This window comes from Actinokineospora sp. UTMC 2448, from assembly GCF_024760565.1.
GTDB lineage: Bacteria > Actinomycetota > Actinomycetes > Mycobacteriales > Pseudonocardiaceae > Actinokineospora > Actinokineospora fastidiosa.
This window is the reverse complement of the sequence record NZ_CP031087.1, coordinates 2,813,351-2,837,142: the sequence shown is the minus strand read 5'-3', so window position 1 is coordinate 2,837,142 and position 23,792 is coordinate 2,813,351. Positions and strand designations below refer to the sequence as shown.

Annotated in this window: 13 protein-coding genes; 1 reads left to right on the top strand and 12 read right to left on the bottom strand. The window is 74.1% G+C overall.

Annotation, left to right across the window (positions count from 1 at the left end; all coding sequences use genetic code 11):
- Window position 1 precedes the first annotated feature (1 nt).
- From Actkin_RS13270 to Actkin_RS13215, 12 genes are all read right to left on the bottom strand, one after another.
- Window positions 2-733, bottom strand: a complete 732-nt coding sequence (locus Actkin_RS13270) for an MlaE family ABC transporter permease (protein WP_229787362.1) — start codon at window positions 731-733, stop codon at window positions 2-4.
- Window positions 734-843: 110 nt separating this feature from the next.
- Entirely contained in the window at window positions 844-2,046 is a 1,203-nt protein-coding gene (locus Actkin_RS13265; RefSeq protein WP_189212913.1) for an ATP-binding cassette domain-containing protein, read from the bottom strand.
- Window positions 2,047-2,091: 45 nt separating this feature from the next.
- Window positions 2,092-3,306 carry a DUF6801 domain-containing protein gene (locus tag Actkin_RS13260; RefSeq protein WP_258907411.1) on the bottom strand — a complete coding sequence of 405 codons (1,215 nt, stop codon included), beginning with the start codon at window positions 3,304-3,306 and terminating at the stop codon, window positions 2,092-2,094.
- Window positions 3,307-3,598: 292 nt separating this feature from the next.
- On the bottom strand, window positions 3,599-5,692 hold the full coding sequence (locus tag Actkin_RS13255) for an AMP-binding protein (protein ID WP_189212911.1): 2,094 nt from the start codon (window positions 5,690-5,692) through the stop codon (window positions 3,599-3,601).
- 145 nt (window positions 5,693-5,837) lie between these two features.
- Window positions 5,838-6,917 carry a glycosyltransferase gene (locus Actkin_RS13250; RefSeq protein WP_396122986.1) on the bottom strand — a complete coding sequence of 360 codons (1,080 nt, stop codon included), beginning with the start codon at window positions 6,915-6,917 and terminating at the stop codon, window positions 5,838-5,840.
- A 44-nt stretch (window positions 6,918-6,961) separates the two neighbouring features.
- A complete protein-coding gene (locus Actkin_RS13245; RefSeq protein WP_309569142.1) occupies window positions 6,962-7,759 on the bottom strand; it encodes an alpha/beta fold hydrolase in 798 nt (265 codons plus the stop codon).
- Window positions 7,760-7,768: 9 nt separating this feature from the next.
- A complete protein-coding gene (locus Actkin_RS13240; protein ID WP_229787335.1) occupies window positions 7,769-8,086 on the bottom strand; it encodes an acyl carrier protein in 318 nt (105 codons plus the stop codon).
- Window positions 8,083-10,680: an acyltransferase domain-containing protein gene (locus tag Actkin_RS13235; RefSeq protein WP_258907408.1), complete on the bottom strand. Its 2,598-nt coding sequence runs from the start codon at window positions 10,678-10,680 to the stop codon at window positions 8,083-8,085. The genes Actkin_RS13240 and Actkin_RS13235 overlap by 4 nt, the downstream gene beginning before the upstream one ends.
- Entirely contained in the window at window positions 10,677-17,735 is a 7,059-nt protein-coding gene (locus tag Actkin_RS13230; protein WP_258907407.1) for a type I polyketide synthase, read from the bottom strand. The genes Actkin_RS13235 and Actkin_RS13230 overlap by 4 nt, the downstream gene beginning before the upstream one ends.
- A complete protein-coding gene (locus Actkin_RS13225) occupies window positions 17,732-18,517 on the bottom strand; it encodes an SDR family NAD(P)-dependent oxidoreductase (RefSeq protein ID WP_258907406.1) in 786 nt (261 codons plus the stop codon). Before Actkin_RS13225 ends, Actkin_RS13230 begins: the two co-directional genes overlap by 4 nt.
- A 245-nt stretch (window positions 18,518-18,762) precedes the next feature.
- Window positions 18,763-19,977: a lipase family protein gene (locus tag Actkin_RS13220; RefSeq protein ID WP_258907405.1), complete on the bottom strand. Its 1,215-nt coding sequence runs from the start codon at window positions 19,975-19,977 to the stop codon at window positions 18,763-18,765.
- Window positions 19,978-20,300: 323 nt separating this feature from the next.
- On the bottom strand, window positions 20,301-22,121 hold the full coding sequence (locus Actkin_RS13215; RefSeq protein ID WP_258907404.1) for a DUF6801 domain-containing protein: 1,821 nt from the start codon (window positions 22,119-22,121) through the stop codon (window positions 20,301-20,303).
- A 466-nt stretch (window positions 22,122-22,587) separates the two neighbouring features.
- Here Actkin_RS13215 and Actkin_RS13210 point away from each other — a divergent pair, with 466 nt between their 5' ends.
- Window positions 22,588-23,742 carry a PucR family transcriptional regulator gene (locus Actkin_RS13210; protein WP_189212905.1) on the top strand — a complete coding sequence of 385 codons (1,155 nt, stop codon included), beginning with the start codon at window positions 22,588-22,590 and terminating at the stop codon, window positions 23,740-23,742.
- Window positions 23,743-23,792: the final 50 nt, after the last annotated feature.

Here is a 23,792-nt window from a genome sequence, read left to right as displayed (position 1 = left end):
CTCATGCTCCCTTCGCCGGGACGAGCTGCAGGTAGAACACGCTGATCACGAAGTTGACGAAGAACAGCAGCAGGAACGTGATGACCACGGACTGGTTCACCACGTCGCCGACGCCCTTCGGGCCGCCCTTGGGGTTGAGCCCCCGGTAGGAGGCGACCAGGCCCGCGAGGAAGCCGAAGATCAGCGCCTTGATCTCGCTGACCCACAGGTCCGACTGCTGGGCCAGGGCGGAGAAGCTGGCCAGGAACGCGCCCGGCGTCCCGCCCTGGACGATGACGTTGAAGAAGTAGCCGCCCGCCACGCCGACGACGCTGACCATGCCGTTGAGCAGGGCCGCGACGCCCATGGCGGCGAGCACGCGGGGCACGACCAGCCGGTGGATCGGCGAGACGCCGAGCACCCGCATGGCGTCGATCTCCTCGCGGATGGTCCGCGCGCCCAGGTCGGCGCAGATGGCGCTGCCGCCTGCGCCCGCCACGATCAGCGTCGTGACCACCGGGCTGGCCTGCTGGATGACGGCGAGCACGCTGGCCGCGCCGTTGAACGACTCGGCGCCGATCTGCTCGGTCAGCGAGCCCAGCTGCAGGGTGAGCACCGCGCCGAACGGGATCGACACCAGCGCGGCGGGCATGATCGAGACGCTGGCGATGAACCAGAACTGCTGGATGAACTCCCGCACCTGGAACGGCCGCCGGAACAGGCCGAAGAACACGTCCAGGCCCATCGCGAACATGTTGCCGAACTCGCGCAGCGCGCCGACGACCTTGGCCTTGCCGCGCTGCAGCGGTCCCGGCTCGATGTACTCGGGCTCGCCGACCGGCGGGCCGACCCGGGTGGGCGCGCTCATCCCCGCCCGCCCTGGTCGTCGCGGCGCCACGGGCGCGGCCTGCGGGCCGGGGGCAGCGGGGTGGTCTGGTTCGGGTGGACCGGGCCGGGCTGCGGCGGGCGCTGCTGGGCCGGGCCGGGCTGCGGCGGCAGCGGCCTGCGGGCCATCGGCTGGGGCATGGGCTGCGGCATGGCCATGCCGGTGGTGCGCCTGCGCCAGTCCTGGTAGCGCTCGTAGTCCTCAAGGGACAGCTCGGCCATGATGCCGTGCCGCGCGCTCTCGGGCAGCGTGTCGAGGATCTGCAGCACGCGGGCGCGCCTGCGCCGCACCGCCTGCCGGGCTGGCAGGCCGGGGGTGGGCTCCAGCTGCGGGACGATGCCGCGCACGTCCTCGTGGCCGCTGCCGTCGCCGTGGCCCGCCGCCTGGTGGGCCAGCTCGGCGGCCATCGTCGCGGAGTCCTTCTCCTCCGACATGCCGATCGGGCCGATGCGGCGGCCGTTGAGGAACTGCGCCACCACCGGCTCGTCGCTGGTCAGCAGCACCTCGCGGGGCCCGAACATGACCAGCTCCTTGCGGAACAGCATGCCCAGGTTGTCCGGGACCGTCCGAGCCACGTTGATGTTGTGCGTGACGATGAGGATCGTCGCGTCGATCTGGGCGTTGAGGTCGATGAGCAGCTGGCTCAGGTACGCGGTGCGGACCGGGTCGAGGCCGGAGTCCGGCTCGTCGCACAGGATGATCTGCGGGTCGAGGACCAGCGCGCGGGCCAGCCCGGCGCGCTTGCGCATGCCGCCGGAGATCTCGCCGGGCAGCTTGTGCTCGGCGCCGAGCATGCCGACCATGTCCATCTTGGACATGACGATCTGCCGGATCTCGGTCTCGGACTTGCGGGTGTGCTCGCGCAGCGGGAACGCGACGTTGTCGAAGATGCTCATCGAGCCGAACAGCGCGCCGTCCTGGAACAGCACGCCGAACAGCTTGCGGATCTCGTACATGTCGCGCTCGGCGCACGCGCACAGGTCGACGCCGTCGATCACCACGCTGCCCCGCTCCGGGCGCAGCAGGCCGATCAGGCACTTGAGGAACACCGACTTGCCGGTGCCGGACGGGCCGAGCAGCACGCTCACCTCACCGGCTGGCAGCGTCAACGTCACGTCCCGCCAGATCGCCTGCCTGCCGAAGGACTTGCTCAGCCCCTCGACGGCCACCTCGACGCCCATCACACCTCCACGAACACGGAACCGGGGAACAGCCTGGGTCGACGCCTACCCGCAGTTGGTCTCGATGCACTTGAGGGTCAACCTGACCGTCATCGGGTTGTCCGGCCCGGACACCAGCCCGGTGATCAGCGGGTCCAGGTCCTCGCGCGTGCCGCAGCCGGTGAACGCGGGCAGGTCCGCCTTGGTCTTGAACTCCGACGTCGCGCCGGGGACGAGGATGATGTCGCCCTTGAGCGGCACCTTCATCGGGCCTGCCGTCCAGCAGTTGTCGCCCACGGCGAGGTCGACCCCGTCCTGGCGCACGCGGTGCAGGCGCAGCTCGATGTCGGAGACGGTGTCCACCTTGGCCTTCCACGGCTGCCCGGTGATGTCCATCTCGGCCGTCCCGGTGACCGCGCCGGGCTTGAACTCGATGTCGTTGCGCACCGGCATGAAGCGGAAGACCACCAGGTAGGCGTCCTTGACCGGGTCGAGCGTCAGGGTCCCGGTGACCGGGGACGGCGGCGGCGCGAACGGGTCGAGGAAGGTCACCAGGTCGCCGGTGATCGACAGGTCGACGCCGATCTTGGCGATGGTGTTCACCGCGTTGACGTCGAAGGTGACCTTCAGGCCCGCGTTGGCCGACGGCTCGTCCATCAGCGCGACCGGCTGCCGCCGCTGCGCGGGCGCGGCCGTGACGGCGGCGCTGCCCAGGATCTCGCCGCCGGGGTAGGCGTCGCAGTCGACGGCCTGGTCCGCCTTGCCAGGTGCGCCCGCGCGCAGGTGCGCGGTCAGCCCGGCGAGGACCAGCTCCGCCGTGCCCTCCTCGGGCTCGGCGGTGACCGCGGGGCCGCTCAGCGCGAGGATGACGCCCTCGGCCAGCGCCGAGGGCGCCGCGGCGAGCTCGGCGGGCGGCAGCGGGGTGTCCACGCCGTTCTGGCGCAGCGCGAACTCCGCGGTCGCCGTGCCGCCGACGGTCTCCGCGCCCACGGCGCGCAGCGCGGCCACCGCGTCGGCGGGCAGCGCGATCTCCACCGTCGGCTCGGCGGTCAGCGGCTCGCCCGCGGTCACCGTCTCGGGCACGGACAGCCCCACCTGGACGGGAGTGTCGACCTGGCCGCCGTCGGGCAGCGCGCAGCGGAACGTCGCCTGCGCCGGGTCCTGGCGCGCGGTCGCAGGCGACATCCCGGAGACCACGCCGACCCCGGCGGCCACGGCCGCGGCGACCGCGGCCGCCAGCAGCGCGCGGCGGCGGGCCGGACGAGACCGGAATATCTTCATTGGACGCCCATTCAGCTGCCGGGGGAATGCCATTGCGAATCGGGCCGACACCTCGACATCGACCTCGCCGAACGGACGTTACCAGCGTGCTACCAGCATGACAACGACGCTTTCCCGGACCGCCCGAATCGACCTTTCATTTATCATCGACCACACATTTCGGTGATCGGCTTTGTGGTCGACCGGCATCGACACCGCTCCCGACACCGGGCCGCGACCTGGACATATGCGGACAGCAAAAACGCGGGACCAGAATTTGTCACCCGTGGCACAAATTCTGGTCCCGCGTTCGTCATCCCACGTTCGGCAGGGCTGCCGGTTCGGCGACATCACCGTCGGCCAGCACCCGTTTGAGCACTTTACCCGTCTGGTTGCGCGGCAGTTCGTCGACGAAGACGACATCGCGCGGGACCGAGAACCGGGCCAATCGCTGGTGCACATAGGCGCGCACGCTGTCCTCGTCCAGCCGCCACCCGTCGCGCACGACGATGTAGGCGGCCAGCCGCTGCCCGTACTCCGCGTCCGGCACGCCGACGACGGCGGCCTCCACCACCTGCGGGAGGTCGGTGAGCACCTCCTCGACCGGCCGAGGGAAGACGTTCTCGCCGCCGGAGACGATCATCTCGTCGTCGCGGCCGCAGATGTGCAGCCGCCCGTCGGCGTCGAGGTAGCCGCGGTCGCCGGTGTCCATCAGCCCGCGCCGCACCTCGCGCTCCGCCCCGTCGAGGTAGCCGTCGAACAGCATGTCGTTGCCGACGAAGATGCGGCCGACCTCCCCCGGCGGCACCTGGGCTCCGTCGCGGTCGAGCAGCGCGATGCGCGCCCCCGGCGGCGGTTTGCCCGCCGTCGTGGGGGCCGCGCGCAGGTCGTGCGGGCTCGCGATGGTCGCGGCGGAGACCTCGGTGGAGCCGTAGAAGTTGTAGAGCACGTCGCCGAAGGCGTCCATGAAGCCGGTGACCAGCGAGCGCGGCAGCGCCGAGCCGCTGCTGGCGACGATGCGCAGGCTGGAGGTGTCGTAGCGGTCGCGCACGCGCTCGGGCAGGGCCAGGATGCGCTGGAGCATGATCGGCACGGCGAACAGCGCCGTGCAGCCGTGCTCCTCGATCGCGGCCAGCGTCGCCTCGGCGTCGAACCGCCTGCGCAGGACCATCGTGGCGCGCAGCGGCATGCCGATCTGCAGCGCGGTCAGTCCCCAGCTGTGGAAGATCGGGGCGGCGACGAAGATGCGCTCGTTGGCCCGCAACGGGATGCCCGCGAGCACCATCGCCGCGTCGAGCAGGCCGGGCGTCGGCCTGCGCGCGCCCTTGGGCGTGCCGCTGGTTCCCGAGGTGAGCACGACGAGCCTGCCCGGCCGCCGCGGCGCGGGCAGCGGGTCGGCGGGCTGGTCGGCGGCGAGCGCGGCCAGGGTGGCGTCGAACTCGACGTCGGCGACCGCGCCGGAGCCGATCAGCGTCACCTCCGGCGGGATGTCGTGCAGCAGCGGGGCGAACTCGTCGTCGGCGACGAGCACGGTGACGCGGTGGGTCCGCAGCAGGTCGACGACCTGCGCGCCCGCCAGCCCGGTGTTGAGCAGCACGGTGTCCGCCCCGAGCTTGGCGCACGCGGCGAGCGTGCGGACCAGCGCGGCGTGGTTGCGGGCCAGCACGGCGACCTTGGTGCGGGCCTGCACGCCCAGCTCGGTGAGGCCGTGGGCCAGCTGTGTGCTGCCGATGTCGATGTCCCGGAAGGTGCTCACGCCGCGCTCGTCGATGACGGCGGCGCGCTTGGCCGAGCGGGCGGCGGCAGCGCCGTACCCGCCCGCGACGGTCGAGCCCCACTTGGCCAGCGCCCGCAGCTGCCGGGCGGTGCGGTCGGGGCGGGTGGGCGAGAAGACGCCAGCGGCGGCGAGGACCCGCAGCGCGCCGAGCCTGCCGCCCTTGCCGCCGTCGCGCTCGGGCAGCCGGTCCGGGGCGCCCGCGAGGTGGTCGCACACCCGGCGGATGCCGTCGCGGGCCCACCGCTTGATCTGGGCCTCGCTCCAGCTGACGCCGAGCCGGTGGCGCAGCATCGGCTTGAAGAAGACCACCTTGATCTGGGTGCGCCCGCGCTCGGCGTCCTGCAGCTTGATCGACACCCAGCCGCCGGTGTCCGGCACGCCCGCGAGCACGAGCTGGTCGTCGGTGCGGCGGATGACGGTGCGCAGCCGGTGGTCGAGCACCTCGCCGGGGCCGAGGCAGGCCCGCATGGCGTACTCGGGCTGGGCGCCGTAGTAGGCGGGGGCCAGCTTGTCGCAGCCGCTGATCCCGCGGAAGAATCTCGGGTAGCGGGCGGGCTCGCCCAGCACCGCCCAGAGCTCGGCCCTCGGGTGGTCCACAGTGGTCTCATAGACCACGCAGTCGTCGACCATGACGCATGCTCCCTCCGCCCGTTCCACCGAATGAAGCACCCGCGTGACGGGCGGGTCAAGGATGTGGCGACGGCGGCCGAAAAGTGTGGCCGGGGCGCGCAAACCCGGTCGCGCGCGGCCGCCTGGGCGGACAAATGTGTTTGTGCTAAAGCAGCTCTTCCAGCGCGTCCGCCGCCGCGGGCGCGCCGCCCGCCGCGGCGAAGGACTCGCGGATGCGGTGGGCGGCGGCGCGGTGGGCCGGGTCGGCGACGACGGCGTCGACGGCCTGCCCGATGTGCCGGGCGGTGGCGTGGGCGAACCGCAGCCGGACGCCCGCGCCCGCCGCGGTCACCTGCTCGGCGATGACGGGCTGGTCGTCGCGGATGGGCGCGACGACCAGCGGCAGCCCGCGGGCCAGCGACTCGCAGACGGTGTTGTGCCCCGCGTGGCAGACGACCGCGGCGGCCCGGTCGAGGACGGCCTGCTGCGGAAGCCGGGCCGCGGTGATCACGTGGGGCGCGGTGACGACGCCCGCCGGGTCGGCGATGACCCCTTGCAGGTGCGGTCTCTCCGCAAGCGCCGCGGCGCACTCGGTGAGGAAGCGGGCGCCCGCGTCGTCGTTGACGGTGCCCAGGGAGACGTAGACCAGCGGGCGCTCGGGGTCCAGGCGGGCGAAGTCGAACGGGTGCGGCTCGGCGGGCCGGGGAACGGGACCGACGAAGCGGACCGGACCGGCGGCGGTGGGCTCGCCCGGCACCAGGGCGGCGGAGGTGAAGGCGAGCGTGAGGCGCGGTGAGAACCGCGGGTCGACGCCGCCCGGCGCGCCGAACCGCGCCCGCAGCCCGGTCAGCCGCTCCTCGATGCCCGCGGCCACGGCGGGCAGCGCGGCGAGGGGGTCGACCAGCTCCGACGAGGTCGTGGCCGAGGTGACCCAGGGCAGGCCCCGACGCTCGGCGGCGAACGCGCCCGCGAACGCCTGCTGGTCGGCGACCACCACGTCGGGCTCTTCCGCGTCCAGCGCGGCCTCCACGCCGGGTGTCATCGCCTCGGTCAGCGGCAGCAGGACGTCGTCCCACAGGTGTTTCAGGGCGGCGAACCCGCGCAGCCCCGCGGGTCTGGCGATGTCCAGCCCGGCGCAGGGGTGGACAGCCAACCCGGGCGGCAGGAGATCGCCGAGCAAGTCCGCGTCGCCCGCCCACGCGACCCGGTGCCCGCGCGCGACGAGCTCGGCCGCCACCCCGATCATCGGGTTGACGTGGCCGGTGAACGGCGGCACGACGACGAGGAGTCTCACGCCGCGGCCCGCTGCGACAGCGACGCCACGAACTCCAGCACCATCGCCCGCACGGTCCGGTGGCGCTCCACGAGCACGGAGTGGTTCTGCCCCTCGATGACCTCCGTCCGGCAGTCCGGGAGCAGCCGCTCGACGGCGAGCGGGTCGTCGCTCTGGAAGCCCTGGTCGCCCAGGATCGACAGCACCGGGCAGGTGATGCGGTCGAGGTCCGCTGTGGACAGCAGCGGCCCGCTGGGCACGTCCGTCACGATGGACGTCGCGGCGATCAGCGCGTGCGCGGCCCTGGCCAGCCGGGCGTGGTGGGCGCCGAAGGTCCGCGTCACCCACGCCAGGTACTCCTCCTTGGCGATCTCGTCGAGCACGTTGCCCAGGGTCCGGCCCATCTTCTCGGCCCACGCCTCGGTGGCGGGCTCGGCCTCGATGGAGACGATGCCCGCCACCCGCTCCGGGTGCCGCGCGGCGAAGCTGAACGCGACCGTCCCGCCGAAGCTGTTGCCCACCAGGTGGACCGGGCGGCGGAGGTCGAGGCGGTCCAGCAGCTCGCGCAGGTCGTCGACGAAGTCGCCGACCCGGTAGCCCGACGCCGGGCGGTCGGTGCGGCCGTGGGCGCGCAGGTCGTAGGCCAGCGCGGTCATCCCGGCCGCCGCGACCGGCGGGCACAGCGTGAGGTAGAAGCTGGCCAGGCTGTCGTAGCCCAGGCCGTGCACGAACACCACCACCGGCGGCTCGCCCTGACCGGCGTCGCGGGCGGGCAGCAGCTGGTAGTGCGTGCGGACGCCGTTGACCTCCAGCATCGCCACGGGTCAGTGCCCCGTCCGCGCGACCACGAAGTCGACCAGCAGGCCGATGCGCATGCCGATGACCTCGTCGAGGTCGAGTTCGGCCAGGTGCGCGGCGAGGTTGACGTGCTCGCCGTAGCGCTCGGCCAGCAGCGCGCCGACGGCGACGAGGTCGATGCTCTCCAGGCCGAGGTCGTCGTGGAACAGGGTGTCCTCGGTGATCTCGGACAGCTCGACGACGTCGGCGCCGTACTGGTCGAGGACCATGGCGAGCATGCCGCGCAGGTCGTCGAGGACGGCGTCGCGGGTGGGCGCCATGGTCTGGGGCTGGATCGTGCTCACGGTGCGGTCTCCCTCTGGGTGTGCCGTGCCCGCGTCCAGGCGACGGCGTACTCGTGCCGGTCCGGCCCGTCGACCGGGACCACTTCGGTGTCGCTGTTCGGCCCGATCGCCGCCACCGCCCTGGCGACGGCGGCCGCGCGGCCGTCCGGGCCGACCCGGGCCAGCGCCACGGCCGGGCGGTCCTCGGCCTCGGCGACCAGGGCGACGCCCACGCCGCCCTCGGCGGCCACGGCGACGGTCAGCGGCGGGATCACCAGGCCGTGGGCCCCCTCGACGCCGAGCAGGCCGTCGGCGCCGTCGCTGATCCGGATCTCGGCGGGGAACAGCGGGCCGAAGCCGCGGTCCCACAGCGCGCCGCGCACGGCGTCCTTGGCGGCGAACCGGCCGACCAGCCAGTCCCTGCGCTCGCGCGGCGGCACCCGGTCGTAGTCGGCGCGCTCGGCGGCGGCGAGGTACTTGCGCAGGAAGAACTCGCGGGAGGCCAGCGTCGGCCAGCGGTCGGCAGTGTGCCACCAACCGGCGTCGTGACGGGTCGAGAGGGTGGACGTCTCCGGGAAGCGGTGGATGGCGCTGGTCTGCGCGTCGCTGTCGAAGCGCAGGTCCGTCCAGCCCTCGACGGTGATCACGGTCCGCCCGCCCACGACGACCTGCGCGTCCGCGGTGAGGCGGCGCTCGTCGGCGGAGGTGATGCGCAGATCGCAGGCCACGGTCGTGCCCGGCGCGGGCTGCGGGCCGTGGAACCGGACGCGGCGCAGGCCCGACGGGAACGCGATCGAGCGCGCGGGGTGCCACTCGGCCAGCCACACGCCGATGACCTGGCCGACGTTGTCCAGCAGGGCGCCCGGCGCCTCCGGGACGGTGATCTCGGCGCGCGCGGACGCCGCGCCGACGCCGATCGTGCGGCTGACCCCCCGGTAGCGCGGTCCGTGGAACATCCACCGCTCGAAGTACAGCCGTTCGGCCGTGATGGCGGGCGGGTGCTCGTCGGGGCTGGGCGTCCAGGGCGCGGGGCCCGCCGGGTAGGCGGGGGCGAGCAGGACGGTGCCCTCGGCGTACTCGCCCAGCCGGACCGCCACCCGGTCGGGGCCGAGCGCGCGGGTCTCGACGCGGACCTCGGTGGCGGGCGCGGCCACGAGCCAGCGGTGCAGCCGCAGGTCGTCCACGCCGACCGCCACCGTGCCCGGTCGGACGGAAGCCTCGGCCATGTGATGCAGGATCGTGGTGGCCGGGACGACGGGGCGCAGGTCGGTCTCGTCCGGCCAGCCGGGGCGCTGGCGGACGAAGCAGTGGTCCGCCAGCCACGGCATGTCCGTTGTGGACACCGAGAGCGTGCCCGCCCCAGGGTCGGCCGCGGCCAGCACGGCCTGCACGGCCTCCTCGATCTCGCGCATCAGCAGCGGCAGCTCGGCCAGGGCCGGGTGGCGCGCGGCGGCGTCGGCGAACGGGTCGCGGACGGGCGCGGCCACCTCGACGGGCGCGTCGAACGCGGTGAAGTCCGGGTCCGCGCCGTCGACCCACAGCGCGGCGGCGGCGCGGCGCAGCTGGGCCATGCCGGGGCCGCGGTCGCTGTTGGCCGCGACGGCGAGGTGGTCGACGCCGCGCAGGGTGTCCGAGACCAGGGAGGCCAGCTGGCCGGAGCCCATCTGCACGAACGAGCGGATGCCGGTGGCGCGCAGCGCGGTGACCAGCTGGCGGAACCGGACGGGCTCCACCAGGTGCCGGATGCACAGCTCGCGGGCCGCGGCCGGGTCGCCGGGGAACGGCCGCGCCGTGGTCGCCGACCAGACCGGCACCGACGGCGGGTGCAGCGGCAGGCTCGGCACGCCGGTGCGGCGGAACTGGTCGAGGTAGGGGGCGAGCATGGGGGTGTGGAAGCCGGAGCGGAACGGCATCACCTGGCAGATGACGTTCTTGGCGCGCAGCAGGGCGACGACGTCGCCGACGGGCTCGGCGGGCCCGCACACGACGGTCTGGTTGGTGGAGTTCTCGTGGGAGACCACCACGTCCGGGAACGGCGCGATGGCCTCGCGGGCGCGCTCGACCGGGCAGCCCAGGACCGCGAACTCGACCCCGGGGACGCGCAGGGCGTCGAGGTCGGTCGCGGCGAGCATCGCCTCGAAGTCGGCCGGGGCGAACAGCCCGCCGGTGATCATCGCCGTCCACTCCCCCACGCTGTGGCCCGCGACGGCGACCGGGGTGATCCGCAGCTTGCGCAGTGCGGCGTCGAGCAGGCGGCCGACGGCGATGACGGCCGCGCCGTGCCTGCCCAGGGTGGAGGTGTCGAGGTCGGGCGCAGGCTGGCCGAGCCAGGCGGCGACGTCGTCGACCTGGGGGGCGAAGTCGGCCTCCAGGCCGGGGAACAGGAACGCGACCGGGCCGGGGACCGGGTCGGGGGCGAACCACAGGTCCCGCCTGCCCCGCCAGGCCTTGCGGCCCGCCACGACCCGCCGGGCCAGGGCGAGCCGGTCGTCGGTGGGGTCGGCGACGGCGATGCGGGTCGGGCCAGCGCCGACGGGCGCGGTGCGCGCGTCCTCGCGGTCGAGCCGGTCGAGGAGGGCGTCGGGGGTGGCGGCGGCGAGCCGCAGGACGGTCACCAGCCCTCCCCGGCGTAGAGGACGGAGTGGCCCGTGCCCGAGGCGATCTCGGCGAGCAGGGCGGCGACGCCCGCGTCGGGGTCGATCAGCTCGATCCCGCGCTCGGCGTAGACGCGGCTCAGCTCCGGGGTGACCATGCCGCCCGCGCTCGGCGCCCACGGTCCCCAGTGGACGGTGAGGGCGCGGTGGCCGGTGCGCCGGGACCACTGGGCGGTGAGGGTGTCGACGGCGGAGTTGGCGGCGGCGTAGTCGGCCTGGCCCCGGTTGCCCAGCACGGCGGCGATGCTGCCGAACGCCACGACGAACCGGGGCGCGACCGCGGCGTCGTCGAGGCCGCCGAGGAGCGCGGCCATGCCGTCGACCTTGGTGGCGTAGACCCGGCGGAACGACTCGGGGTCCTTGTCGGCGATGAGCCGGTCCTCGATGACGCCCGCGGCGTAGACGACCCCGTCGATGCGGCCGTGCTCGGCGTGGACCTGCTTGACCAGCCTGCGCACGGCATGCGCGTCCCCGGCGTCGACCTTGCGGTGCACGGCGGTGGCGCCCTTGGCGCGCAGCTCGGCCAGGGTGGCCGCGACCTCCCGCCGGACGAGGATCGCCCTGGCGGCCCGGTCCGCCTCGGCGGGCGTCCCCCCGCGCCGGGCGAGGACGCCCCGCAGCGCCGGGAGGTCCTGGGCGGCCGCCGTCTCCGCGTCCTCCGGCTCCGTGGGCGGCGAGGTGCGCCCGGCGAGTTCGAGCGTGCACCGGGCGCCTGCCAACCCCGCGGCGACCCGGGCGGTGATCCCCCGCGCGCCGCCGATGAGCAGGACCACGCTGTCGGGCCCGAGCCCGAGGTCACCACTCCCGGTCAGCGGCCTGTCCTCCAGCACGTAGGCACGCCGCTCGTCTCCCCTGACGACGACCGGTTCGGTCCCGGTGGCGAGCAGTTCGTCGATGACGATGTCCACGAGGGCTTCGTCGTCCGGGACCGGCTCCGCCAACTCCACCACCCGCGCCGCCGTCTCCGGATGCTCCTTCCGGACGGTCCGCATGAACCCGGCCAACCCGAGCGCCCGGCCTTCCTCCTCCACGGCGACCAACCACCGCGGCCGCCGCGCGAGCACGGACCGGACCAGGCCGAACCCGCCCGGCAGCAACGGCCCGTCGGAGGGGAGGCAGACCAGCCCGTCGACCCGCTCGACCCACTCGGGAAGCTCGGCGGCCGAGGGCAGCGAAACGGCAAGCCCGCCGTGGGCGGAGAGCCGCCCGGCCACTGCCTCGATAGAGCTGGGGGTGCCGCCGAGGATGAGGATGGTCGCGCCGAACAGGGCACCGGGATCGTCGTTCGGGTTGGCCGGAGCCGCCACCGCGACAAGCTCCCGCCGGGTCGGCACAACCCCATCGGCCGACCGGTCACTTCCGGCCGGAGCCGACCGGGCAGCCGACTCGCGCCGCGCCGGTTCTTGCCGGGGCGGTGGGGCGGTGTCGCCGAGCAGGGTGGCCAGTTGAGCGGCGGTACGGGCGCTGACCAACTCGTCAATGGGCACCGTGGTCTTCAGCCGCGTCGCCAACTCGCCGACGATCTCGGTGCGCTTGATCGAATCAATGCTCAAGTCGGCTTCCAGGTCGAGGTCCGGCTCGACCATCTCCGCGGGGTAACCGGTGCGCTCGGCGATGACGGCCACGATCGTCTCCGCCACCGAAGACACCGACTTGGACGGCTGGCCGTCCAACAGGCGCGTCAGCTCGGCGGCCGTGCGAGCCTGGACCAACTCATCCACAGACACCGCACTGCCCAGGCGCGAAACCAACTCGCCGACGATCTCCGTACGCTTGATCGAATCGATGCTCAGGTCGGCTTCCAGGTCCAGGCTCGGCTCGACCATCTCCACCGGATAACCCGTGCGCTCGGCGATCACCGCCACGATCGTCTCCGCCACCGAGGACACCGGCTTGGACGGCCGACCGTCCAACAGGCGCGTCAACTCGGCCGCCGTGCGGGCCCGGACCAGCTCATCCACCGACACCGCAGTGCCCAGGCGCGAAACCAACTCGCCGACGATCTCGGTGCGCTTGATGGAGTCGATGCTCAGGTCGGCTTCCAGGTCCAGATCCGGCTCGACCATCTCCGCCGGGTAACCCGTGCGCTCGGCGATGACGGCGGTGATGGTCGCGGCCACGGAGGGCGCGGTGGAGGTGGTCGGCGCCGGGGCGGGGGGCAGCGGTGTCGGCGCGGTCAGAGCGGGTGCCGGGGCGGGCGCGGTCGGCGTGGGCGCCGCTGGGGGCGGGGCGCCCAGGTAGCCCAGCAGGACGTCGCGTTGGGCGGCGACCAGTTCTCGCGTGGAGCGGAGGAAGTCGGAGACCATGGTGTCGCGGTCGACGGGCTGGGCTGGAGTGGGGGCGAAGGCGGCTACCCGGCGGGCGGGCGACAGGCCGCCCGCGACGGGAGTGCCGTCGGCGGTCCGGACCAGGTGGCCGTCGACCGTCCAGCCGGGCGCCGCCGCGACCGGGCCGGTCAGCTCGACGGCGTCACGGCCTGTCGTCAGCCAGCCGGTGCGCAGGGGGACGCCGGTGACCGCCAGGGTGGCCAGGGCGTGCAGCAGGCCCGAGAGGCCCGTCCGCTTGCCCGGCTCGCAGGACACCACCGTGTGCGGGCGGTCGCCCAGGGTCGAGCGCACGAGGTTGGACAGCACCCGGCCGGGCCCGGCCTCGAAGAACACCCGCGCGCCGTCGGCGTACATGTTCTCGATCTGGGCGGCGAACAGCACCGGGGACGCCACCTGCGCGGCCAGCTCCGCCCTGATCCCGTCCAGATCGGACACGTACGGCCGCGCCGTCCGGTTCGCCCACACCGGCACGCGCGGGGGTTCCACCCGGTGCAGGGCCAGCTCGTCGGCGAACGCCTCGGCCGCGGCCGCGACGACCGGGCTGTGGAATGCGCAGGCCACCGGCAGCGGGCGGGCCGACACCCCGGCCGCGCGCAGGGCCTCGACCGCCTCGGCGACCAGCGCCGTCGGCCCCGACAGCACGACCTGGGACGGCGCGTTGTGGTTGGCCACCACGACCCGGCCCGCCAGCATGGCGTCGGCCAGGACGCTCTGCACCCGCGCGTAGTCGGCGCCGACCGCCGCCATCGCGCCCGGGTCGTCGCCCGCCGCCGCCAGGATCGCCGCCGCGCGGGCGGCGCTCAGCGGCAGCAGGTCGCCCGGGTCGATGGCGCCCGCCGCGGCCAGGGCGACCAGCTCGCCGTAGCTGTGGCCGCCGTACATGTCCGGCTGGACGCCTAGCCGCGTCAGCACCTCGTGCACGGCAAGCCCGGTCACGCCCAGCGCGGGCTGGGCCATGCGCGTGTCGCGCAAGCGGTCGGCCGCCGCCTTGATCGCATCGTCGGAGAACGCGTCCGGGGGGAACAGCGCCGACAGCACGTCGGGGTCCGCCGCGGGCAGCAGGTCGGGCACGGCGACGAACAGCTCGGCCAGCATGCCCGGCCGCTGGCTGCCCTGGCCGGGGAACAACACCGCCAGCTTGCCCCGCTCCGCCCCCGACGCCCGGTAGAGCCCGGCCTCCGGGTCGGTCTCCCCCGCCAGCGCCCGGCGCAGCAGCCCGGCCAGCTCGGCGACGTCCCGCGCCACCACGGCGACCCGCACCGGGGCCGGGTCGCGGTCGGCCCGGACCGCGGCGGTCCTGGCCAGGTCGCGCAGCGCCACCGGCCCGTCGGCCACCGCCAGCAGGGACCGCACCGCCTCCAGCGCCGCCTCCTCGGACGCCCCGCGGAACACGAACAACTCGGCGGGCCACCGCGTCAGCCCGCGCCGGGCCCGGGTGTGCCCGCTCAGCACGGCGTGGAAGTTCGTCCCGCCGAACCCGAACGCGCTCACCGCCGCCACCCGCGCCGACGGCTCCCCCGGCCACGGCGCCGCCGACGACCGGAACGCGAACGGGCTCGTCGCCGGGTCCCACGCCGGGTTCGGCTCCGCCACGTGCAGCGTCGGCGGCCGGACCCCGGTGTGCACGGCCATCGCGGCCTTGATCAGCCCGGCGATGCCCGCCGCGCACTTGGTGTGCCCGATCTGCGACTTCACCGACCCGAGCCCGACCGACCCCGGCGTGGCGCCCGCCGCCCCGAACACCTCGGTCAGCGTGGTCAGCTCCGTGCGGTCGCCCACGACGGTGCCGGTCCCGTGCGCCTCGACCATGCCGATGTCCACAGGGGACACCCCGGCCTTGGCGTAGGCGCGCTCGACGGCGCGCCGCTGGCCCTCCGGCCGCGGGGCGGTCAGACCGAGCGCGCGGCCGTCGCTGCCCGCGCCCATGCCCTTGATCACCGCGTAGATCCGGTCGCCGTCGTGCTCGGCGTCGGCGAGGCGCTTGAGCACCACGCACGCCACGCCCTCGCCCAGAGCGATGCCGTCGGCGGAGCTGTCGAACGTGCGGCACCGCCCGGTCGGCGACAGCGCCCCGACCGAGGAGAACAGCAGGTAGTCGCCGATCGCGTTGTGCAGGTCCGCCCCGCCCGCCAGCATCAGGTCGGCGGACCCGGTCTCCAGCTCCTTGCACGCCGACTCGACCGCCGCCAGCGACGACCCGCAGGCCGCGTCCACCACGTAGTTCGTGCCGCCGAGGTCGAGCCGGTTGGCGACGCGGCCTGCGATGACGTTGGCCAGCCTGCCGGGGAAGCTGTCGCCGGTCAGCTCGGGCAGCTGCGCCATCAGCTCGTCGGGCACCGACGACGCGTAAGACGGCAGGAACATCCGCAGGTCCTCCGCCTTGGACAGGTCGCCGCCCGCCTCCGCGCCGAACACCACGCCCGCGCGCTCGCGGTCGAAGCCGCCCTGCCCGTACCCCGCGTCCTCCAACGCGCGCTGGGCGATCTCCAGCGCGAGCAGCTGCACCGGCTCGATCGAGCCGAGCGCGGCCGGCGGGATGCCGTAGCGCAGCGGGTCGAACGGGACCGCGTCGAGGAACCCGCCCCACTTGGACCGGGTCTTGCCCTGGCCGTCGCCGAAGTAGACCTCCGGGTCCCACCGGGTCGACGGCACCTCCGTGACGCTGTCGCGGTTGCCCACGATGTTCGCCCAGAACGCGGCCAGGTCCGGCGCGCCCGGGTACACGCACGCCATGCCGACCACCGCGATGTCGGCTGGCTCGGGCGCGGGCCGCGGCGGGCGCGTCCTCGGCAGGTCGTCGCGCACGCGCGCGGCCCGCTCGCGCAGGTGCTCCCCCGCGCCGACGGAGACCGCGCGGTGCAGGTCGTCGATCGTGGTCACCGTCGAGCGCAGCGCCGCGACCTGGCCCGCCATGAACATCCCGTCGGCGACGCGGCCCTCGGCGTCGACCTCGACCAGCGCGTCGCCCTCGCGGCGCAGGCCCTTGCTCGCCACCCGCAGCCTGCCGACGTTCAGCTCCTCCAGCTTCGCCCACGCCTCCCGCTCCGGCACGCCCGCGGCCCTGAGCCGGGCGGCCGTCTCGGCGAAGAAGCCGGTGAACGGGCTGGCCACGCACCGGGTCGCGTGCCCGGGCGCGGTGTGCAGCAGCTCGGTGCCGGACGCGGCGATCACCTGCTGCTGGAAGGTGTCGGTGATGGCCCCGCCCGCCACGGCCTCCTCGGTGAACAGGTAGGCGGTGCCCATGAGGACGCCGATCGCGGCGCCCCGGTCGGCCAGCGGCCCGGCCAGCGCGGCCACCATCGCCGCCGAGCGCGCGTCGTGGACGCCCCCGGCGAACAGCACCTGGACCTCGCCGCCGCCCGGGTGCTCGCGCAGGACGTCGAGCTGGGCCTGCCACAGGGCGAACGACGTGCGCGGCCCGACGTGCCCGCCGCACTCGCTGCCCTCGAAAACGAACCGGCGCGCCCCCGCGTCGAGGAACTGGCGCAGCAGCCCCGGCGACGGCACGTGCAGGAACGTGGCGATGCCCGCCGCCTCCAGCACGGCGGCCTGGTCCGGGCGGCCGCCCGCGATGAGCGCGGCGGGCGGGCGGGCGTCCAGCACGGCCTCGACCTGGGCGGCCCGCAGCTCCGGCGGGGCGAAGCCGAGCAGCCCGACGCCCCACGGCCGCTCGCCCAGCAGCGCGCGGGTGGCGGACAGCATCTCGCGGCTGCGCTCGCCGGAGTTGAGCGCCAAGGCGAGGAACGGCAGCGCGCCGCCCGTCGCCACCGCGTCGGCGAACTCGGCGCGGTCGCTGACCCTGGTCATCGGCCCCTGCGCGATGGGGTACCGGGTGCCGAGCGCCTCGGCCAGCGCCGAACCGGGGCCCAGGACCGGCGGGCGGGTGGCGTGCACGGCCGCGCCGATCGCGGTCAGCACGGCGCGCACCGCGCGCGCGACCGTCCCGAAGCGACGGCGGAACTCGGTGGCGAGGAAGGCGTCCTGCCCGACCGGGGCCCCGCCGGGCAGGACGCGGTGTCCAGTGACGACCGTGGTGTCCGTGCCGTCGCTGGCCGCGATCGCGGCGGCGAGGTCGTCGGGGATGTCGGTCTCGGCCAGCAGCGCGAGCTGGGTGTCGAGCACGACGCCCGCCGCCCCGCCGACCACCGCGGCGGCCGCGGTGTCCGGGCCGATGCCGCCCGCCAGCCACACCGGCAGCGGGCTCGCGTCGATGATCTGCTGCAGCAGCACGAAGGCGCCGGTCTCCGACACCCGCCCGCCGGACTCCGCGCCGCGCGCGAGCAGGCCGTCGGCGCCCTGCTCGCTGGCGGCCACGGCCTCGGCGGGCGAGGTGACCTCGACCAGCACGACGTAGCGGTCGGGCACGTCGGACACCCGCCACGGCGAGTCCCAGCCGAGCACCACGACGTCGACGCGCTCGGCGGCGGCGCCGAGGATCTCGGCGACCTCGGCGAAGGAGAGCGCGCAGCCCTCGGGCACCCGCAGGCCGAACCGGCGGTCGGCGGCCTTGGCCGCCCGCGCGGTCCTGGCCAGCGCGGACCGCGCCCGCCGTCCGCCCGTGCCCAGGTCGAGCACGCCCAGCCCGCCGACGGCGGCGACCGCCGCGCACAGCCCGGCGCAGCTCTGCCCGGCCGGACCGATGCCCAGCACGTACTCGGGCCGCTCGTCGCGCATTGCTCCTCCGGTCATCGGGTGCTCGCGTGGGTGTGGATCCAGGCGTCGGGGTCGGCGGCCTTCTTCGCGTACAGCTCGGCGACCTCGGGGTGCGGCAGCACGAGGAACCGGCCGTCGGCGAGCCCGGCGACCGCGCACGCGGCGACCTCGGCGGGCTCCAGGATCGGGCCGAGCTCGGCGACGGCCAGCCCGGCCGGGTGACCGGCGGCCACCGCGGGCATGAGCAGCCCGGTGCGCACCCCCAGCGGGCACAGCGCGCTCACCTTGATCCCGTGCCGGGCGTAGGCGCAGGCCAGCCACTCGGCCAGGCCGACGGCCGCCTGCTTGGTGACCGCGTACGGCGCGTCGCCGGGCAGGCCGAGCAGCCCCGCGGCGGACGCGGTGATCATGAAGTGGCCGCCGCCGTCGCGGATCATGCCGGGCAGCACGGCCTGGGCCAGGTGGACGTGGGCGCGGACGTTGACCGCCCACGCCTTCTCCCACAGCGACATCGGCGCGTGCAGGCCCAGCCCGACGGCGACGCCCGCGTTGGAGAACACCGCCCCGATCGGGCCGTGCTCGGCCCGCACCTCGGCGACGAGCGCGCGGACCGCGGCCGCGTCGGCGACGTCCACCCCGGCGGCGACCGCGGGGACACCCCGCTCGCGAACGGCGGCGGCGGTCGCCTCGGCCCCGGCGGCGTCGATGTCGACCGCGACCACGGCGGCCGCGCCGCCGCCTGCCGCCTCGACCGCCAGCGCCGCGCCGATTCCGGCGCCCGCGCCGGTGACGAGCACCGTTTTCCCGGCTATTGCCACGCCATTCCTCCGACCGCTTTCTCCGCTGGCTGTCGGCCGAAGTTAGAACCGGCTTCGCGGCAGCGTCAAGCAAGCGGCCGGAATATCGGCGCAGCCCCATGACAACCCGGGCGACTCTTGTGCCCCGGTGAGCAATTTGGCGCTCCCGCCCAGCTCGGCGGGCCGGTGGGCGGCGGGCGGGTTAGCACGGGGGAAACAGAAGCACCCCGCGCCCCTCGTCGGGCACGGGGTGCTGTCCGCGCAGCTCAGGCGCAGGTCGGGGCGGCGGGCGCGCCCGCGACCCTGTCCTTCATGAAGGCCAGCGCGTCCTTGTTGCCGTGGAAAACCATGGCGATGTGGTCCTTGGGCAATTCCTTCCACGTCAGCGCGACGCCCTTCGCGCAATAGTCGGCGCTGAGCTGTTTCGCCTGGCGATAGGCGACGATGTTGTCATCGATGCCGTGGTATTGCAGGACCGGGACGCCGATGGCGGCGCCGCCCAGCTTGTTCTCCTGCACCCTGGCCAGCCAGGCCTCGGTGAGCACGGGGCTGGTGGTCATGAACTCGTTGAGCCGCTTGCCCTGGTATTTGACGAGCAGTTCCAGCGTGCAGTCGCCCGCGGCCATCTCGGCGACCGCGGCCCGGCCGGTGTCGTTGAGGTATTTCTCCAGATCCAGCTCGGGGTAGGCGTTGTCGAGGCCGGAGAGCGCGTAGAGCAGGAATCCGAACCCGAATTTGCCTTCCAGGAAAAGCGTCACCTGCACCAGGTCGGCGGGCACGCCGCCCGCGACGACACCGATCAGGTTCAGCTCCGGCGCGTACCGCGGGGCCAGCTCCGCCGCCCACAGCGACGCCCCGCCGCCCTGGGAGTACCCGCGGAACATGACCTTGCTCGACGCGCCCACCCGCACCTCGGGCATGCGCTGCGCCGCGCGCACCATGTCGATCACCGCGTGCCCCTCCGAGCGCCCGGTGACGTAGGTCGTCTTAGGCTGAGGACGGTAGCCCTCGTAGTCGGTCATCAGCACGACCCAGCCCTGGGCGAGCATGTCGTTGACGGCGGGCTGCTCGTAGAAGGCGCCGATCTGGGACATGTACGAGACCCGGCACCGGAAGGCCGGACCGTGCGTGCCCGCGGCGAAGCTGACGACCGGCGCGGTGGCCGGGTCGACGCCGTTGGGCACCAGCACCGTCCCGACCACGGCCATCGGCTGCCCGAGCGCGTCGGTGGAGCGGTACATCACCTGCCACGCCTTGGCGCGGTCGGCGACCGCGACCGCGGTCGTTGGCCTGCTGCGGATGACATCGCCCGGCGCGCCCGAGGGCAGCGGGGACGGCGGCTCGTAGAAGGAGTCGTCGCGCGGCTGCGGCGCGGACTGCGCGTGCCCGGCGGGCGCGGCCGCCAGGGTGGCGGCCAACGCCGCGGCCAGGGCGGCGCACACCGCGGCCAGCCTGCGCGGGCGGGTGGTGGTGGTCAGCACTGGTCGACCTTTCGCTGCGTCGGGGCGGACACACCACCGACGAGAAAACTACGGGCACGATTCGGGAATGACGTTACCAGCGAATGACCGAAATGAGTTCGTGCATTCATGACAAATCCACGGAAACACATTCCCGTGAATATGAGCAACGATGCGACACGAACTCCGAACGCCCGTTGACGGCGAACCAGGGGTGACGAACGCCCGCGACCTCGCGAACCGCACAGGCGCCGAACCCGCAGGTGCGAACGCCGGGTGCCGAACGTGCGCGGGCGCGTCCGAGGTCCGGACGCGCCCGCGCTGTGGTTACTCAGGCCTGGCCGTTAGCGGCGGGCCGCTCGCCTGCGCTGCAGGAGCAGGGCGGCGACGCCCGCGGCGACCAGTGCCGCGCCGATGCCCAGCGGCAGCAGGATCGACACGCCGGTGTCCGCCAGGTTGCCGCCCGAGGGGGGCGGGCTCGGGTAGTCGCCGGGCGGGACGCCGGGGCCGGTGGTGTCGGTCGGGCCGTCCGTCGGCGACCACGACGTGTCCGTCGGCGGCTCGGTCGGCTCCGTGGTCGTCGGCTGGGTGGTCGTCGGCTCCGTGGTCGTCGGCTCGGTCGTGGTCTGCGACGGGTCCGTCGTGGTCGTCGGCTTGGTGGTGGTCGTCGTCGGCTTGGTCGTGGTCGGCTGGGTGGTCGTCGGCTTGGTCGTCGTCGGCGTGGTCGTGGTCGGCTTGGTGGTCGTGGGGTCCGTGGTGGTGGGGACCGTCGTGGTCGGGTCCGTGGTGGTCGGGTCCGTCGTCGTGGGGTCGGTCGTCGGCGCCGTGGTCGTGGGGTCCGTCGTGGTGGGGACGGTCGTCGTGGTCGTCGGGTCGGTCGTCGGCGTGGTGGTCACGGTCGGGCCGTCGCCCAGCTCGAAGCGGAGCAGTTCGAGGTCCTGACCGTCGACCAGGGTGCAGGGCGCGGTGAAGGTGCCCAGCCCGGTCTCCGTGCCGTCGGCCTTGCGCGGGGTCAGCGTGGTGCTGAAGTCGCCGACGGTGATCACCGTCAGGCCCGGGTTCTCGACCGCGCGGCTCGGCACCGTGCCGCCCGCGACGGTGTCGAAGGACCCGGACGCGGGCACGTCGGTCTTCGGGATCGTCAGGCCCGGGATGGGCAGGTCGAACACCTCGCCCGCGTTGTCGACGACGACCCCGGCGTCCGCGGTGCCCTCGATGGTCTTCGCGCCGACGAGCGTCAGGCCCTGCGTGGCCGTCTCCGGCACGGTCGCGGTCGCGGAGAAGTTCGTGGTGACGACCTCGCCGCCCACCGCGGGCGGCGGGGTCACGTCGGCCTGGATGCGCACCTTGAGCGGCTGCACGCCGATCAGCGGGAACGGGCAGGTGTAGTTGACGACCTTGTCGACCTTGATCGCGTCGGCGGGCGGCGGCTCGGTGCCCGTCGGGTCGACCGTGGTCGTCGTCGGGTCTGGGTCGGCGCTGGTCGGGTCCGTTGTGGACGGATCGGTCGTGGTGGGGTCCGTCGTCGGGTCCGTGGTCCCGGTGGGCGCGCCGACGGTGAAGCTCAGCAGCGTGGTGTCCTGCCCGGGGTCGAGCGTGCAGGGCGCGGTGAAGGTGCCCAGGCCGGTCTCGGCGCCGTCGGCCCGGCGCGGGGTCAGGGTCGTGCTGAAGTCGCCCACGATGATCGACGTCGGCCCGGCCTTCGGGAAGGCGGTCGGCACCGGTCCACTCGCGACGGTGTCGAACGGCCCGGACGCGGGCACGTCGGTCTTGGGGATGATCAGCCCGGGAAGCGAGATCGGCAGCGCGGCGCCCGCGTTCTCCAGGGTGATGTTGGCGACCGCGGTGCCCTCGACCGTCTTCGCGCCGACGAGCGTCAGGCCCTGCGTCGCCGTCTCCGGCACGGTCGCGGTCGCGGAGAAGTCCCTGGTGACGATCTCGCCGCCCTCGGTGGCGGGCACGTCGATGGTGGCCTGGATCCGCACCGCGAGCTTCTGCGTCCCGATCAGCGGGAACGGGCAGCTGTAGGTCAGCGTCTTGTCGACGTCGACGGGCTCGGCGACGCTGGCGCCCGCGGCCATCAGCAGGCCGCCGACCACGAGTCCGGCCACCCCGACCGCGGACGCGGCGGCCAGTGCGCGCCTCGATTTCACACGAGTGCTCATCAGTCCTCTTTCAGTCCCGGAATCAGGCCGAAACTACCCGTCGGTAACGTCGGAATGCAATACTCGTGAACAGCTTTTCCGATGACGTCGTCCACCCATTGCCACAATATGAGCAGTCGCTTTTGTCACTCCCGCACACCCCACGTGACCTGCATCGACGGCCCGGTCAGACTTTGTCATCCCCGCACAAGACCGGCTGAGGGATTTGTGCGGCTCCTGACAACCCGGCAGCGGTTTCGATCAACGAGGCAGGTCCGGAAGACGACCATCGGCCTTCTCGTTGACACCCGCCGGTAACAAACTTATCGTCGGCGGAGCAATCCGGCCGATCGCGGGGTGGAACGGCAGGCGGAACTTGTCAGAATGGGGTGAGGGTATGACAGGCACGCCCGGTCAGGTGGCCCAGGTGGGCGGTTTCCCCCGCCCGCGGACGGCGCCGCCGCCCCCGCGTGGGATGGTCCGTCAGGTGATCGCCACGATCCCCCCGGTGCTCGCCCAGCGCATGCGGGCGATGAGCGCGGAGGTGGTCCGCGAGGTCGTCGCCGAGGTGCAGGCCGCCGTCCCCGCGTACCGCCCCGACCCCGATCCCGAGCGGGACCCCACGCTCGTCGTCGTCCGCAACGTCGACGCCGCGATCATGTTCTGCCTGCAGAACCCGGAAGGCGCCGACCAGGTCCGCTGGGAGCAGGTCTTCCGCGAGGCCGGACGGCTGGAGTTCGCGCAGGGCCGCACGATGGACGCGCTGCAGTCGGCGGTCCGCGTCGGCGCGCGGGCGGCGTGGCGGCGCATCCGCGTGGTGGCGGGCGAACTGGGCGTGCCGACGGAGACGCTGCTGGTGCTCGCCGACCGCATCTTCGCCTACGTCGACGAGCTGTGCGCCGTGGCCATCGCCGGGTACAGCGAGGCGCAGGCCACCGCGGGCGGGGCGCGGGAGCGCAGGCGCAAGCAGCTGCTGAAGATGCTCATGGCCGACCCGCCGGTCTCCCCGCACGCGGTGCGCGACCTGGCCGAGACCACCGACTGGCCGCTGCCCGCCGAGGTCGTCGCGGTCGCGCTGGAACCGACCGACCACGACGGCGCCGCCCTGGGCGCCGAGGCGCTCGCCGACCTCGACAGCTCCACCCCGTGCCTGGTCGTCGCGGAGTGGACAGACGCGCTGGCGGCGGCGCTGCCCGGCCGCCGCATCGCCGTCGGCCCCTCGGTCCCCGTCGAGCGGGCCGCCCACTCCCTGGCCGTCGCCCGCCGCGCGCTGACGCTGGTCCAGCGCGGCGTGCTGCCCGCTGAGCCGGTCCTGCGCTGCGCCGACCACCTGCCCGCGCTGGTCCTGCTGGCCGACGAGTACCTGTTGACCCAGATCGTGCGCCAGACGCTCGCGCCCTTCGACGACCTGACGCCGAAACAGCGCGGCAGGCTCACCGCGACCCTGCTCGCCTGGCTGGAGACCCGCGGCGGCATCAACGAGATCGCCAACCGCCTCGCCGTGCACCCGCAGACCGTGCGCTACCGGATGCACCAGCTGGAGGAACTGCTCGGCGAGCGCCTTGAGGACCCGAGCGAGCGGCTGACGCTGGAGATCGCCCTGCGCGGGTCGATCCTGTTGGCGCAGAACGAGGACGCGTGAAGGCGCGGGGCGCCGTCCTGGGACCGGGACGGCGCCCCGCGCACGCTCGC

Excerpts from the sequence above, each read along its gene's own strand:
- Actkin_RS13215 (WP_258907404.1), bottom strand. The coding sequence starts at position 22,121 with ATGAGCACTCGTGTGAAATCGAGGCGCGCACTGGCCGCCGCGTCCGCG.
- Actkin_RS13270 (WP_229787362.1), bottom strand. The coding sequence starts at position 733 with ATGTTCGCGATGGGCCTGGACGTGTTCTTCGGCCTGTTCCGGCGGCCG.
- Actkin_RS13245 (WP_309569142.1), bottom strand. The coding sequence starts at position 7,759 with ATGCTGGAGGTCAACGGCGTCCGCACGCACTACCAGCTGCTGCCCGCC.
- Actkin_RS13260 (WP_258907411.1), bottom strand. The coding sequence starts at position 3,306 with ATGAAGATATTCCGGTCTCGTCCGGCCCGCCGCCGCGCGCTGCTGGCG.
- Actkin_RS13250 (WP_396122986.1), bottom strand. The coding sequence starts at position 6,917 with ATGATCGGGGTGGCGGCCGAGCTCGTCGCGCGCGGGCACCGGGTCGCG.
- Actkin_RS13255 (WP_189212911.1), bottom strand. The coding sequence starts at position 5,692 with ATGGTCGACGACTGCGTGGTCTATGAGACCACTGTGGACCACCCGAGG.
- Actkin_RS13230 (WP_258907407.1), bottom strand. The coding sequence starts at position 17,735 with ATGACCGGAGGAGCAATGCGCGACGAGCGGCCCGAGTACGTGCTGGGC.
- Actkin_RS13265 (WP_189212913.1), bottom strand. The coding sequence starts at position 2,046 with ATGGGCGTCGAGGTGGCCGTCGAGGGGCTGAGCAAGTCCTTCGGCAGG.